Genomic DNA, 14,167 nt, shown 5'->3' on the forward strand with positions numbered 1-14,167 from the left:
TAAATTCGTTTTATTCGAGTAGCTGGGAATATCGAAAGCTAAAAACGTCCAGACTTTCCTTAGAGAAAATGTTTTAAGCAGAGCATTATACTCGACTTTTTAGATTCGATTTACTTGGTTTAGGCTAGCTTTAAATCTTTTAAAGTATTTCAAGATCATAAAGGTGTAGCAATTTGAAAGTATATGAATTCGTAAAACAATCTCTCTTAAATATCTCTTTTGTTATTGTTGGTTTAGCTGTAGGCATAGGTATGTTTGCCGGATATTCCTGGATCGTTGAACCACCAGCTTACATTGAGACTAATACGGAGCCACATTTTGCTTCAATAGATAATGATGTAGTTATTTACACTACAAGTTGGTGTGACTTTTGTAAACGCGCAAAAAAATACTTACGAGAAAAAAATATTGAATTTTATGAAAGAGATATTGAATTGAATGATAAGAATACCGAACAACTTTATAACTCGATCGGACTAAAAGGTGTTCCACAGATAATTATTGGTGACAAAATCATAAACGGCTTCAACAAAGAGCTTATTGATATTGAGCTCGCATCCTTAGAATCACTTCATTAAGTGGTAACTAGAAAAAAAATCCATTTAATATTAATAAAACAACAAGGAAAAGAAATGAAAAATTTAATTATTTCATTGTTAGTAGGTATCGGTATTTCTGTTTCAATGGGAGTAGCCAATGCTTCTGATCAAATGAACGCAAGCGGTTATATAGGTATGGTAAAACAAGTTATTACTCCTGATGGCATTCGTTGTTACAAATGCAACTCTGAACATACTTGCGTAATTATTCGCTGTCCATCAACTCAGGAAAAATAATGAAAAAAATAACAAAAGTAATCTCTATAACAGCTATTTCGTTAGGCTTCTCTGTGGCTGCAGTTGCTAGCCACTATTGCATTAAGTGTGACGATATCGGCTGCGAAAGAATTGTATGTCCTAAGGAAAAATAATGAAAAAAATAACAAAAATGATCGCTTTAACAGCTATTTCAATGGGCTTCTCTGTAGCTGCCGCAGCAAGCCATTATTGTATAAAGTGTGACGACATTGGCTGTCAACGTATTACTTGTCCGCCATCAGCAGAAAAATAATAAAGATAATTATCTATCAGTACTGATTTGAGTTTATTTTAAACATTCTGTTAAAAAGTCTTGGATATTAATCTCAAGTCTTAACTGGTTAGATAATGTTTTATTATAAAATAACACAACTGAGAGCTGAGCAAAAAACTACTCAGCTCTCAATTCAATTATTAAAACTTCAATGCTGGAAGTTGGATTAAAAAGTTGCCAAGCTGATGAATTAAAAATCACAAGCAAAGAGGAAAGTGAAAAAATTTCCTCCCCTACTTTTAGCTGGCATACTCCTATCTCTGTCTGTTAGTGAATCTCAAAAAGGAATTCGAATAATCACTAATAGTGATAATTTGTCCACCAACTACAGAAAAGAAAAAACATTTTGAGACAAAATATGATGTTTGTGGAGCAAATGCTATTGGACTAGTGAACAAACCCCTGCATCAAATTTTTTAAACGGAAAAATATCATGCGTAAAATTATTTTGGCAATTTGTTGTACTAGTATAGCTTACACTGTTTATTTGCAATTCAAAATTTCATCTTTAGAGTCTCTAATCAGTAACTCATATAAACAACCCCAACCTAAAAATAATAACACTATTACAGAAATACTCTATGAAAGATCTTACCCAACACAAAACAACAAAATCAATGAGGACATAATACCTAATAAAGATGAAACGACATTTGTTGAAGAATCTCCTAATACCAATATGCCTCTCAGCAAAAATGAATTGAGAAGTACTAAAAGCTTTGAAGAAGAAAGTGTAGATGAAAGTTGGGCTTATGATTTTTCTGACAAAATATTCAATTTTATTCATAACCATAACGAAATTTCAAATTTTAATGTCAAACAGATAGATTGTCGGCAAACCATGTGTAAAGTGGAGCTTTATATAAATAACAATGATTCAATCATAGTAGCTCAGAATATAATCAGAGCATTTAAGCAAGAAAAAGAGTGGAATGAATTACCAATCTATTTTGATTCTGAAGTGGTAGATGGTGTGATTAGATTTGAATTTAGTCGATATAATCATTAAAAATTTAAAAAGAAATATTTAAATTATAACCTCTTAACTATATGTATGTTCATGATTAAAGTTAGTTGTTAACCTAGCGCCAAATTAACAATTGAGAATGGCGATGTACGTCAAGCTTTTAAGTTTTATTTTGCTGCTGACTTTGGGCGGCTGTTCACTCTTTGTCAGCTAGAACTATTTTGGTGAGAGTTGGAAGGGGCACCACATAAACGAGCTAGTAGCGTTATGGGGTGAACCAAAGCAAATGACAACGAGTAAAAGCGGAGTCATCAAAGCTGAATATAAAATTTTTAATGACAACTGTACTTATATTTTTATTACTGATGAGAAAGGCGTAATAAGAACATACAAATATGAAAGTTCTCTGTGCGGCACATGTAAACCTATTGGATAAACATTTTTAATTGGAAGAAATTAACGCTTTAACTTTATACCCTTCCTACTTTGAGTGCTTCACAAAAAATAAGTGCCTAACACCAACAAAAAAAGCTCCTAAAAAGGAGCTTTGATCTTTTCAAAAAACTATAAGAGTTATTCAGCTAAACCAAGTGCTTCAAGGCGCTCTTTTGCAAGTTGGTAACGTGCGCGAACATCATCAATTTGCGCTGCCGTAAGCTTTTTGCCTAATGTGCGCAGGCCGCCTTGTTCGTCATTGTGGTGAATACCAAATGCAAACTTTAAGTATTCTAATAACAGTGGCTGTGCATCAAGGTATGAAATTGAGTTCATTGCTTGCGAGATTTTATTTGCTTCAGCCCAATTGCCGTCATTTACATACTCCTGCATGGTGACACTTGCTTTCGGGAAGATACACCCTACACCTGTAATACCACCACATGCGCCAGCTAGGCCTGCGTGAACGGTTACTGTGTCTACACCTGCTAAGATTTTTGCATCTTTGTTTTCTAGCATCAGAGTTTCAATAACTGAGACGTCCGTTGTTGAGATTTTAAGTGCTGTTACTTCAGGTAGCGCTGCAAGTTTTCTTAAAATATCGGTTGAAAGTGCGTGGTAACCCGCTGCATCTGGGTTGTTGTAAGGCATAATTGTAACACCTGCTTCACGTGCTGCGTCTGCTGCAAGCGCGTAGTATGCATACATTTCTTCATCAGAAGGTGCTTCTTGGGTTTTTGGTGGCATTACCATTACCGTATCTACACCAACTGTTGCCAGCTCTTTAACAATAGTTGCAAGCGCTTCTTTGGTTTCTGCCGCAGCGCCACTAATTAATGGCACGTTAAATTCTTTAGCAACCTCAGAAAGCGCACTTAGTAGAGAAAGACGCTGCTCAGCGCTTAGGTAGCTGTTTTCACCTAGCGTGCCCGAACCAACAAGGCCGCCCATGCGTGTGCCAGCTTTACCTTCAACACGTAAAATATCTGCTGCGTACTTTTGTGTTGCAACTAGGTCAATTTCAAGTGCGCCTGTTTCAGTCTCTTTTAGCCATGTGAATACGGCAGGCATAACCGTATAACGCCAATCTGTACTATTTGTTTGCATCGTATTACCTTTTGTATAAAATCTTTATGCCCCAACTATATCGTATAAAATATACAAAATAAACAAATGAATGAATTTGTCTTCAATTAAGTCCCTAAATCATTGAGCTGAATTAAGTTTAGCTTGTATACAATTTAGCTTAACTTAAGTCTTAGTTATATTAAAACTTACATGAGCTCATCACTTTTATAGGAAAAAGCACGTTTTTAAATGCGTTTATTTATCTTTAGCTATTGAAGTGTTTACTAATGAATAACCACTATTTATAGTTTTGTAAAATTTTGGGCGCACTTACTTTGCCCTGAGTCATTTCACTCATGCCCTTTCGCACTTTTTAAGTGTTAATACGTGCTGTTTATTTATGGAAATATCATGGATGTTATCGATATAAAAACATTTATCCCGAGTAAAGACTACGAGGTTTCTTTATCTTTTTATGCTGAAATTGGCTTTAAGTCTGAATATGTGAGCGACGATCTTACGCTTTTTGAAAATGGCGATTGTCTTTTTTTCTTGCAGCGCTTTTACAATGAAGAATTCGCAAATAACTTTATGTTGCAAATTTGCGTTGCGGATATCGATGATGCGTTTGAATTATGTAGCAACTCAAAATACAAAACTAAAATTTCACCAATCCAACAAATGCCTTGGGGCAAAGTATTTTATCTTTGGGGACCTTCGGGCGAACTGTTGCATATTACCCAGTTAGGCAGTTAATTAACACAATATGATAGCGCAACTTACCCATTCAAATAACGATATTGCTTCGCATATTTACGCTGTGTTTCAAGCTTCTTATAAAATTGAAGCCGCACTGATTGGCACCGATAATTTTCCACCGCTCTCTCGCACACCACAGGATATAGCAAACTCAAACACCCTGTTTTATGGTTTTTATGAGGGTGACAGCCTTGCTGGTGTGATTGAAATTACATACCAAGACAAGCTATTAGTCATAGATAGTTTAACCGTTGCGCCGCTGCATTTTCGTAAAGGCATTGCCGGAAAACTGATTGATTATGTGTTAAATGCGTTTGATTTTACCAAAGCCATTGTTGAAACCGCAGTAGTCAACGCGCCGGCTATTCGCTTATACCAAAAACACGGCTTTAACGAGTTTAAGCGTTTTACACCCAGCCATGGTATTGAAAAGTTAGCGTTAGTTATCGAAAAAGAACAATAGACGATATTTACAACACTATGATTCGACATGCATGCAAGGACGATTGCTTACAATTAGCCGCTCTTTCAATAAAAGTGTGGCTCGAAACTTATGCCGTTGAAGGCATAAAGCGCGAATACGCCCAGTACACCCTTGCTACATTTACTGAAAGCTATTTTAGTACGTTACTGGATTCGTCAAATTACAACTTATTAGTTGTGGAAAAGGACCAAGTAATACAAGGCTATGCCCTGCTTAATATGAAATCCTTTTATCAATCAGCGATAAATGGTTTTGAGCTTGAAAAACTGTATATCGATACCCGATTTAAGGGGCAAGGCTTAGGTAAACAACTTTTAAACGCGCTCGAACACGAATTTGGTAAAGCGTACTGGCTTTATACTTGGGTTAAAAACGAGTCTAACGGGTTTTACCAGTATTTGGGATTTCGTGAAATTGGACAACACACTTTCGAATTTGCTGGCACACAAATCGAAAACAACGTTTACCTATCGCCAGCACCCTAAATACCAAGCTTAACTGTGGTGTTAAGCTTGGTATGGTAATTGATTATTTACATCATAAAGTCAGGCCGTTCGCCAAACTCACCTAATGTTGGAAATAGTGCGTTTATTTCCGTTTCATTTACGCCCATCCAACTGGCAAAGTTAGCCGCATACTGCTCGGTAGAAATTGTGGGTATTAATCGCCCCCCTCCCACATCCAATGAATGATCAAACTCTGCGGGCGGTAAATCACCATAAATTGTGCCGCCATTCACAGCGCCACCCATAACAAAATGATGCGATCCCCAGCCATGGTCAGTGCCATCACCATTTACCGCAAGCGTTCGACCAAAATCAGATGCTGTAAATAAGGTTACCTTATCAAATAACCCGTTTGCCTGTAGCTCGCTTGCAAATGCTCCAATGGCTTGATCTAACGTTGTTTGCAGTTCTGGTAATTCTCGCGCTTGATCAGAGTGGGTATCAAAACCGCCTAAAGTCACCATAAACACTTGTCGGTTAGTGCCAAGCTGTTGATGAGAGCTAATAACATTTGCCACACTCGCTAGCTGTTGCCCTAAAAAGCTATTGGGAAATGCGGTTGTTGTCTCAGTATTACTACTCACAGAAGATTTATAAAGGGCATTGGCATGATAGGCCGATTGTTGTTTTGCAATCATATCTTGCTTTAACAGGTTGGATGCATGTTCCCCAGTTGCAGCAAAGTGTTGTTCAAGTTGTGCCTTTAAATCACCTGACACCCCTTTTAACACGGTAATATCTGCAGGATTACCGCCAATAAGGTGGTATGGCGCTGTTTGCTCTCCTGTTATCAGTAGTTCACCACTAGACATAGTAATTGCTGAAAATGGGCTGTCATTAGCGATATTACCTTGTACTAAAGCATCGCTAATTTTACCTGCCCAACCAAACTGCGCACCTTCAGGGCTGCCTGACATCCAGGTAGATTGCTGATCATTATGTGAGAAAAGCCTTGCTGGTAAACTCGCTGTATTTGCTTCTATCATTGCCCGCTGAGTTGGCGCTAATAGCGGTCCAACATTGCCCACTATAGCCATATTACCTTGATTATATAGCGCGGCTAATTGAGTCATTTCGGGTGCGAGTGCAAACTTGCGAGCACCAAATCGGGCTGGGGTATTAAGCGCATGTAAATTACTTTGCGTACGGCTGGTAGCATAGCGCGATAATAGCGGCGCCCTAATTGCTGCCCATCCTTGGTAGCTCACATCATCAAACGGGATAATGGTGTCATAATTGTCCATACCACCGTATAAAAACACACACACGAGCGCTTTGTAATCATCGCTATTTGATGCTGATTCATTGGCTAACACATTTAAGCTAGACAGTGTTGCAGCGGTTGCTAATGATGCTGAACCAAATTTCAAAAAGTTTCGTCTATTCATGATCATTCTCCTATTGCTGCACAAGGTAATCAGCAGAAGTCATTACCATTAAAATGGCAACTTTAACGCGTTGTTCAGGGGATGAAAGTGAGGAAATTGTCTGCACAATTCTATCATTGGTTTGCTCAGAAAGCTGATTAGCGGACAATAGTAGATTCAAGTAATCAACCAGCGCTTGTGCATTATCAGCGTAATTAAGCGCATTGCTATATTCCACCAAAAAGCTATTTGGCGCATCATCTGGGTCTAAATCGAGCCCTTCTGACTCAATCGCTTCCTCGACCTCTTCAATATCTACATTTTGCTGGGCACCAGAAATAAAGTAGGTCATAAAATTAATATAACCCGGGATTGAAGTTGCATTGGTTATTTGCAACTCAGGAGCAACCAAATTGTTTTGTGCGGTTTTTGAACCCGGCGCGGCATACCCCGGACGGAAAAAGTTAAACACGCTGGGAGAACGATATGGGTGCTGTCCTAAACGTGTGGCCGAGCTGGTATCCCATAAAGGTAATATAAATTCAGGCCAAATATTCGCTGCATTAAACGCTCTTGCCCACTGGGTAAAGCGAATAATCGGCTCTCTAATTTTACCTCTTTGCTCACCAGTTGGGTTTAGCGCCTCTTGATCAAATAATATTGCAGCTGTGGTTGCAGCTAAATCGCCGCGCTTACCGGCGCCAACACGTGTTTCATTTGGCAACTCGAAATAACCAGTCTCAAAAGAGCTCGCCACACGTTTGATATACGCTGGACTTGGATTACTTGAAACCAAACGCTGAATTAACTGCCTTGAGATAAAGGGCGCCACATTGGGATGATTAAAAATAGTATCCAGCGCTTGTTCAACCGATTCTTCAGTAAATGTATTTGCTGCAATAGTTTGGCCAAGAAACGTTTTTTCTTTCAGTGAATGGTCTTCATCAAACACCCACATTGGCACACTAAACGCCTTGGCAACAGACTCTTCAAGTGCCTCTTCATTTAAGTTAAGACCAGTAAATACCCGGGCTAAACCTTGAATATCATTGTTCGTGTAGGTTTCAATGGGCTGCCCGTTATTATCGCGCATTTGGCTACCATCTAAGTTGAGTTTCTCAACACCTATGGTAAATAGCTGCAGAAGCTCCCGCGCGTAATTTTCATCAGGTACTTTACCAGTTGCCTCATCCCCTTTTTCGTTGCCTAAATACGTTAAGTAAAAACCCATTGTTGGCGAATAAGTAACATCTCTTAGCAAGTCACGATAGTTGCCAAATGCATGTTTTATCAATATATCTTGATAGCTCGCCATGGCTTCTGCATGTTCTGCTAGTTCATCGCCCGAATTGGTTGAGGTAACCAGTATTTCAGATAATGCGAAAGCAACGCGCTGTCTGAGTTGATCTTCTGCATTAATTGCATGTTGCCAAAATGCAAAACTGGTGGATGCCATATAAATAAGACTGGGTTCGTTATAATCTTCGGGGCGAACATATTGCTCAATACTCGCCATCAAATAACTGGGAGGGGCATTCAGTTGTGTTTCGAACCATTCTGAAGCCGTTGTCGATTGGTAAAGTTCTAAATCGCTCGGCTTCGCACCAAAGGTCGCCCTATTTAAAAACGCAACCGTTTGGTGACTAGACTGCCATGTGGTATCGGATGGCACTGCGCCCGTAATGGGTTCAGCAGTTACAGGTGCTTGAGCTGTTTGTTCATCGCTGCTGCCTCCGCAGGCAACTTGCGAACTGAGCAAACAACACAAGCTCACTGCTTTGAAAAGTGTTAATGGTGTTTTATAAGCCATAGTTACAGCCCTAGTTGATACTGTTAACCTAACTATAAAACCTAATTCACACGACTTCCCTTACAGTTGGACTCGCCAATACTTACAAAATTGTAAACTAACGTTCAATTGGCAGCTCAATATCAAATACCGCACCCGCTTGGTTGGGTAGTAAGGTAATCGTGGCATCATGAAGGTCACAAATCGCTTTAACAATACTGAGACCAAGACCATTTCCTGGTTGTTTGCGACTGTAATCCGCTCGGTAAAAACGCTCAAAAACAAACGCCGCAATCTCACTATTAATCCCAGGCCCCGAATCACCTATTTGCAAACGAGCACCGTCAAATTGACTTTGCAAACGGATCCATACATTAGCTTGTTCTTCACTGTATCGCAGTGCGTTTTCAAGCAAATTACTTATTAGTTGGTTAAGCAAATCAGCATCTCCTAAACACCTCACCCCATCCACTACAGAAATAGTGAGCTGCTTGCCTGCATCTTCAAAAACTGGAGCATAACTTTCACTCAGTTCTAGCACGAGGTCAGACACATTAAGCAATTTAAACCCGGCTTTACGTTTTCCCGATTCAATTTCATTGAGCCGTATTAAATTACTAAAAGTCTGAACAATGCTTTGTAATTCGCTATTTGCTTTATCAATATGAGTGAGCATATGCGCTTTATCATCGAGATCTTGCTGCATCATTTGAATGCGATTGGCTACGCGTGAAAGGGGCGTTTTAAGATCATGTGCAATGCCTACCGTCATGGTTTGAGCTTGCTTGTGAACTTTCGTCATTTCATCAAGCATTTGATTAATGCTTTTGCCTAGACCGTAAAAAGTATGGTTTGACTTATACTCTTCAAGACGTTGATTACTTGGGTCGTTTGACACCTCAAATACTTGTTTTGCAAGCTGACTACTTTGAGCACTAAGGTAGTTACGTGCAACCCAATAAATAACCGGAAAACTTACCAGCGCGAAGACAATTAACAGTAGCACGGCCTGTTTTGTTTGCCTTCGTACTTCATAAATATCATGATTCATGGGTGTCTGGAGGATTAGACTTGTGCCATCATCAAAGCGTTTGCCAAAGCCAATTGCTTGGATCATTTCGTCATTAAAACGGTATCGTTTTCGATGCCAGCCATTTTGGAAAGTCAGTGATTCTGCTCCAGTTATCAGCTCGCCATCAGCGCTTAACAGTGCAAAGGTGATTTCATGCTCATCTAGCCTCGAAAGAAACGTTTGATGGTCAAATTTTGGCGTGTCCTCTAATTCGTATTCGTCTAATACGGCTTCCAATCCATCCTCTTTATAAAGTGCGTGGACTTCATCAATATGTGTGGTGATTTCATTCCGAGTTTCTGTATTCAGTGCACTCACCTGCTTTACAGCATAAAAATATAAAACAGCAATAAAACTAATAAGCAGTAATAAAGATGTGATAAAAAGGCGACTGAATAACGATAACTTATTGAAAAGCTTATTTAGAAATAACATAACCACACCCTCTGACTGTTTTAATAAGTTCATGGTCAAAAGGCTTATCGAGCTTATTTCTCAAGCGACTTACATGCGTCTGTACTAGAGACGTTTGCGGATCAAAATTAAAACCCCAAACATGCTCTAACAGCATGGTTTTAGTAACAAGCTGGTTCGCATTCAGCATTAAGTACTCAAGTATCTTGTACTCTCTTGGCATTAAATCAAGCTCGGTACCATTGCGGGTGCATTGTTGTGTGGTTCTATCAAGTGACAAATCACCTACCACTAAAACATGATCAACTTGTTTCATTGGGCTGCGCCTTGCGAGCGCTCTCAACCTTGCTTGTAATTCAGAGAAAGCAAATGGCTTTACCAAATAGTCATCAGCCCCTGCATCTAAGCCTTTTACCCGATCTTCTGTCGATGCCATAGCAGTTAACACAATAATGGGCGTTTCGACATTGCTCGTTCTCAGCAACTTAATCGCGTCAATGCCGTCCATATCTGGCAACATACGATCAAATATAATGACATCAAAATTCATTGATGACGCGGGGATAAGCGCTTCTTTTGCATGCGTATAATGTGTTAACGCATCCCCTTGCTGATTTAATCCGCGCGCAATAAATTCAGCCGTGTCTTGACAGTCTTCAACCAGTAGTACGTTCATATCGTTACGCTTTTTGTGTTTATTATTATCATAGCGTGTTCGCTCACTAAATAAATATACAATTCTGTAAGGCAAGCACTCAAAAGCGCACTTCCTGCTCGCTTAATCACATAACTAAGTGTATTTAAAGCTGCTATGTTTATTGTGTCAGCAGCTAGTTTTATTAACGGTTTATCTTGTTTAATCATCCACTCAACAATTGAGGTTTAAAATGGAAATTAGCGTAACAACAGAAATTAAGTGCCCAAAAGCGCTGGTTTGGCAAGCAATTACTGACATAGCTAACTGTAAAAATATGATTTCCGCGATTATCGATTTGACCGTGATTGAGAAGCCAGAGACAGGGTTAGTTGGTTTAAAGTGGCGCGAAACTCGCGAGATGTTTGGTAAAGAAGCAAGCGAAACCATGTGGATAACCGAAGCAGTAGAAGGCCAATACTATTGCACCCGAGCCGAGAACTGTGGTGCGGTATACCTGACTAAAATGGCTGTTACCGAAGACAATGGCAAAACAATTCTCTCTATGTCGTTTTCGAGTGAGTCGATGTCATTTATTGGCAAAGTGTTTTCGGCATTAATGGGGCTATTGATGAAAAAATCATTAGTAAAAATGCTCGAGAAAGACTTACAAGACATAAAACAGTATCTTGAAAATAAATAGAGCCTGTTAAATAAGAAATTACATTAAAAAAGGCGCATAAATGCGCCTTTGATTTTTCGAAAAAGCAGAGTTTATTTCGCTCTTAATCGAATCGGTAGCGAACATTCACGCCTATCGTTCTAGGTTTTAATGTCACTACGCGGCCAGGGTCTGAACTTACATCGCTATAACGGCCACTGCTGTAACTTACACGCGGTTTTTCTTGGCTTACGATGGTGTCGTCGTCAAACAGGTTGCGAATAAACACACTAATATCCCAATTTTTATAACTTACGCCACTGGCGAGGGTGGTCATAGCATAGGCATCACCTTGAGCCGCCGCAATCACTTCAGGTGAATCGTCTTCGCTCACGTAATCACGGATATAATCGCCAGTGTAGTTCCAATCTAGTCGCACATAAGCGTCTTGTTCAAATACTTCAGTGTAGTAGCTAACAGCGAATGCAAAACGCTCATCTGATACGCCTAGCATGGCATCGCCCACATTAATATTTTGTCCGAGCGCAGCGTCAGACAGCTCAGTGACTTGATGGTCAAGTAAAGTTGCTGATGCAGTGAATTCTAAGTCACTTGTAGCCTGCCAAAGCGCACTTACTTCAAGGCCATTAATCTCAGCAGCACCGGCATTAATATTAAAGTCGAACGAGGTAACAGGATCAGTTAAACCAAACTGAATATCTTGCCAATCAATTTGATACGCCGACATATCAAGTGTAAGCGCACGGTTGAATAATTGGCTCTTTAAGCCAAGCTCGCTCGACACTAAACTGTCAGAATCAAACGTTTGTGGTACCGTTAAGCTACCATCACGAATCGGAAATGCGCGGTTTACGCCACCAATACGGTAGCCTTCGGCAATCGTTGCGTAGACCAGCGTATCCCCAAAATCGTAGGAGGTATTAAACATAAATGAAGTGTCGTCTTCTTGCTGTAAAAAGCGGGCTTCGGTGTGGTAATTGCTGGCAACGTTGTCGGCAATAATTTGATGATACTGGTTTTCGCTAATTAAGCCGTTTTGGTAATCGTCTTTTGCAAGCGATACATAAGTGCCGCCAAAAATACCACCTTGTTGATAGTTATTGCTTACTTCAACATCAAAAAAGCGACTGCCCACACTGATTTGCCACGCGTCCGTTACTGAATAAGTAAGATTAAGATAAGCGGCACTTTCTTCAATGACTTCTTCCCTGTCAGAATAAAACCACAGATCGGTGCCGATAATGCCAAACTCGTTTGGATTATCTAGCGCAGCTTGCTCATAGTTAGTGCTAAAGCCAAAAGGTACAAACGACGAATAAGCAGACTCTAACCCTTCGTACACCTCGCGTTGTTGCCATAAGTTGTCGCGCTTGGCATAAATCGCACCTGCAACCCAATTAAGCTTGTCGTCAAATGCGCTGCCGACAAAGCGTAACTCATGACTTGTGCTTTTATAGTCAATTGGGCGAATACGCACTGACGATAGAGGCTGACCTGACTCATCTACGTGGCTGTCTAGGTTGTAATCAAACTTTGAAGAGAAATCACCGACCCACCAGTCAATGCCGTGGCGTTCGCGCGACACATCGCTAATGCGCTGATAATCACGCTTACTTAAACTTGAGATCCAGCTAATTTCGGCAAAATCCGCATCATAGGTAGCGGTAAAATTAAAAATTGTGTTGTCATCTTGGTAAGCTTCTTTGTCGCGCACAGCTGCTTTATAACTGCCATAGCCAACGCCATTATTACCTTTGCTGATTAAGTTTGGGTTCCAGTTAGCTAAGCCATCTACCTCAACATTATGTATTGCCGCCATAAAATCTAAGGTGAGATTATCGCTTGCATCCCAACGTAAACTAACGCGACCGCCTACGGTGTTTTCGTCGTTGTAATTTTCTTCACCACTGTTTGGGTCAATAATTTCATAGTCACCAGTGTGAATGTAGCCAAGGTTATCAATCCAACCGTCTAAGTCTTTACGATAAGCCACAACTCGCAGTGCTGCATCATCACTTAACGGGGTATTAAACATCAGCGATTGCTTGTTACCTAAACCGCCGTTTTTAGTTTGCTCAAGTCCTGCTTCAAACCAATAATCAATGCCGCTGGTATCTGCTTTATTGGTGATATAGCGCAGTGCTCCACCCATGGCGCTACCACCATAAAGCGTACCTTGTGGCCCGCGTAACACTTCAACACGTTGCACATCAATCAGGTCTATATCTGGGTTGCGACCATTTTGCGATAAATTAATTTCATCCAAATAAACCGACACTGTTGGCATTTGAAAACGGTTACTTGGAAAGTTAACACCACGAATAATAATATCTTGGGTACCTGGGGCTGCTGATTCAGAAAAATTTAAGCCAGGAACCGTGCGAATAAAGTCGGCAAAGTTAGTTGCACCAAGTTGCTGTAACGATTCACCACTTACCGCACTTACAGACATGCCTGTGTCTTCAATTGACGTTGCGCGGCGTGATGCGGTGATTTGAATACTTTCCATTTCTTTTGTGGCTTGTTCGTTACTGGCAGCCTGTACGTTTGGCGATATAAAAAGGCCTGTTAATACCGCCAGCGATACCGATGAGAGCGAGGCGGTTAAATGCGTTAGATGTTTCATGTTTTCCCTTAGTAGAATGATGTTTAATTGCGTGGCAAAGTCATTTTTTATAATTAACGGCGACCTTGGCACAGGCCATCTCCATGGCAGTTAAATTCCTGGGCTAAATTACGGGGCCGCAGGCAATAAAACAGCATCATTCAGTGCAAAACAACCGCCTAAAAAAGGAACAATCGACCACTTTGCGTAGCCAACTTTTAAACATGAATTTTTATTCAAAAGCACTCTTTTAA

14 protein-coding genes are annotated in these 14,167 nt (G+C 40.1%); 8 read left to right on the forward strand and 6 right to left on the reverse strand.

Features of this window, described 5'->3' with window-relative positions; translation table 11 throughout:
* The first annotated feature begins 173 nt into the window (after positions 1–173).
* The 4 genes from OM33_RS22100 (at position 174) to OM33_RS22105 (ending at position 2,140) form a co-directional block, all read left to right on the forward strand.
* Positions 174–578 (forward strand): glutaredoxin family protein, encoded by a 405-nt coding sequence (locus OM33_RS22100; RefSeq protein WP_052141072.1) that lies wholly within the window; start codon positions 174–176, stop codon positions 576–578.
* Between the two features lie 54 nt (positions 579–632).
* The gene (locus tag OM33_RS14860; protein ID WP_040134659.1) at positions 633–836 is read left to right on the forward strand and encodes a hypothetical protein; all 204 of its coding nucleotides are present in this window, start codon (positions 633–635) and stop codon (positions 834–836) included.
* 133 nt (positions 837–969) lie between these two features.
* Positions 970–1,110, forward strand: coding sequence for a hypothetical protein (locus OM33_RS22580; RefSeq protein WP_199922584.1), 141 nt, complete (start codon positions 970–972; stop codon positions 1,108–1,110).
* Between the two features lie 454 nt (positions 1,111–1,564).
* A complete protein-coding gene (locus OM33_RS22105; protein WP_052141073.1) occupies positions 1,565–2,140 on the forward strand; it encodes a hypothetical protein in 576 nt (191 codons plus the stop codon).
* Between the two features lie 531 nt (positions 2,141–2,671).
* On the opposite strand, the gene OM33_RS14870 is transcribed toward OM33_RS22105, so the two are convergent.
* Complete coding sequence (locus OM33_RS14870) at positions 2,672–3,640, reverse strand: dihydrodipicolinate synthase family protein (protein WP_040134661.1); 969 nt, start codon at positions 3,638–3,640, stop codon at positions 2,672–2,674.
* Between the two features lie 372 nt (positions 3,641–4,012).
* Between OM33_RS14870 and OM33_RS14875 the strand changes: the two genes are divergently transcribed.
* The 3 genes from OM33_RS14875 to OM33_RS14885 are packed head-to-tail and all read left to right on the forward strand — an operon-like array spanning position 4,013 to position 5,329.
* A complete protein-coding gene (locus OM33_RS14875; RefSeq protein WP_040134663.1) occupies positions 4,013–4,357 on the forward strand; it encodes a VOC family protein in 345 nt (114 codons plus the stop codon).
* Between the two features lie 10 nt (positions 4,358–4,367).
* On the forward strand, positions 4,368–4,823 hold the full coding sequence (locus tag OM33_RS14880) for a GNAT family N-acetyltransferase (protein WP_040134665.1): 456 nt from the start codon (positions 4,368–4,370) through the stop codon (positions 4,821–4,823).
* Positions 4,824–4,840: 17 nt separating this feature from the next.
* Positions 4,841–5,329 carry a GNAT family N-acetyltransferase gene (locus OM33_RS14885; protein ID WP_040134668.1) on the forward strand — a complete coding sequence of 163 codons (489 nt, stop codon included), beginning with the start codon at positions 4,841–4,843 and terminating at the stop codon, positions 5,327–5,329.
* Positions 5,330–5,376: 47 nt separating this feature from the next.
* Here OM33_RS14885 and OM33_RS14890 read toward each other — a convergent pair whose 3' ends face one another.
* The 4 genes from OM33_RS14890 to OM33_RS14905 form a co-directional block, all read right to left on the reverse strand.
* Positions 5,377–6,738, reverse strand: coding sequence for a DUF1501 domain-containing protein (locus tag OM33_RS14890; protein WP_040134670.1), 1,362 nt, complete (start codon positions 6,736–6,738; stop codon positions 5,377–5,379).
* A gap of 10 nt (positions 6,739–6,748) precedes the next feature.
* The gene (locus OM33_RS14895) at positions 6,749–8,527 is read right to left on the reverse strand and encodes a DUF1800 domain-containing protein (protein WP_040134671.1); all 1,779 of its coding nucleotides are present in this window, start codon (positions 8,525–8,527) and stop codon (positions 6,749–6,751) included.
* Between the two features lie 97 nt (positions 8,528–8,624).
* On the reverse strand, positions 8,625–10,013 hold the full coding sequence (locus OM33_RS14900) for a sensor histidine kinase (RefSeq protein ID WP_199922585.1): 1,389 nt from the start codon (positions 10,011–10,013) through the stop codon (positions 8,625–8,627).
* On the reverse strand, positions 9,997–10,668 hold the full coding sequence (locus tag OM33_RS14905; RefSeq protein WP_040134675.1) for a response regulator transcription factor: 672 nt from the start codon (positions 10,666–10,668) through the stop codon (positions 9,997–9,999). The genes OM33_RS14900 and OM33_RS14905 overlap by 17 nt, the downstream gene beginning before the upstream one ends.
* Positions 10,669–10,879: 211 nt before the next feature.
* Between OM33_RS14905 and OM33_RS14915 the strand changes: the two genes are divergently transcribed.
* Entirely contained in the window at positions 10,880–11,329 is a 450-nt protein-coding gene (locus tag OM33_RS14915; RefSeq protein WP_040134679.1) for an SRPBCC family protein, read from the forward strand.
* 82 nt (positions 11,330–11,411) lie between these two features.
* Here the strand turns inward: OM33_RS14915 and OM33_RS14920 are convergent, their stop codons facing one another.
* Complete coding sequence (locus tag OM33_RS14920; protein ID WP_040134681.1) at positions 11,412–13,934, reverse strand: TonB-dependent receptor; 2,523 nt, start codon at positions 13,932–13,934, stop codon at positions 11,412–11,414.
* Between the last annotated feature and the right edge of the window lie 233 nt (positions 13,935–14,167).

The sequence above is a fragment of the Pseudoalteromonas piratica genome (assembly GCF_000788395.1).
Classification (GTDB): Bacteria; Pseudomonadota; Gammaproteobacteria; order Enterobacterales; family Alteromonadaceae; genus Pseudoalteromonas; species Pseudoalteromonas piratica.

Excerpts from the sequence above, each read along its gene's own strand:
- OM33_RS14875 (WP_040134663.1), top strand. The coding sequence starts at position 4,013 with ATGGATGTTATCGATATAAAAACATTTATCCCGAGTAAAGACTACGAG.
- OM33_RS14885 (WP_040134668.1), top strand. The coding sequence starts at position 4,841 with ATGATTCGACATGCATGCAAGGACGATTGCTTACAATTAGCCGCTCTT.
- OM33_RS14920 (WP_040134681.1), bottom strand. The coding sequence starts at position 13,934 with ATGAAACATCTAACGCATTTAACCGCCTCGCTCTCATCGGTATCGCTG.
- OM33_RS22580 (WP_199922584.1), top strand. The coding sequence starts at position 970 with ATGAAAAAAATAACAAAAATGATCGCTTTAACAGCTATTTCAATGGGC.
- OM33_RS14890 (WP_040134670.1), bottom strand. The coding sequence starts at position 6,738 with ATGAATAGACGAAACTTTTTGAAATTTGGTTCAGCATCATTAGCAACC.
- OM33_RS14870 (WP_040134661.1), bottom strand. The coding sequence starts at position 3,640 with ATGCAAACAAATAGTACAGATTGGCGTTATACGGTTATGCCTGCCGTA.
- OM33_RS14860 (WP_040134659.1), top strand. The coding sequence starts at position 633 with ATGAAAAATTTAATTATTTCATTGTTAGTAGGTATCGGTATTTCTGTT.
- OM33_RS14900 (WP_199922585.1), bottom strand. The coding sequence starts at position 10,013 with ATGTTATTTCTAAATAAGCTTTTCAATAAGTTATCGTTATTCAGTCGC.
- OM33_RS22105 (WP_052141073.1), top strand. The coding sequence starts at position 1,565 with ATGCGTAAAATTATTTTGGCAATTTGTTGTACTAGTATAGCTTACACT.
- OM33_RS14880 (WP_040134665.1), top strand. The coding sequence starts at position 4,368 with ATGATAGCGCAACTTACCCATTCAAATAACGATATTGCTTCGCATATT.
- OM33_RS14895 (WP_040134671.1), bottom strand. The coding sequence starts at position 8,527 with ATGGCTTATAAAACACCATTAACACTTTTCAAAGCAGTGAGCTTGTGT.
- OM33_RS14905 (WP_040134675.1), bottom strand. The coding sequence starts at position 10,668 with ATGAACGTACTACTGGTTGAAGACTGTCAAGACACGGCTGAATTTATT.
- OM33_RS14915 (WP_040134679.1), top strand. The coding sequence starts at position 10,880 with ATGGAAATTAGCGTAACAACAGAAATTAAGTGCCCAAAAGCGCTGGTT.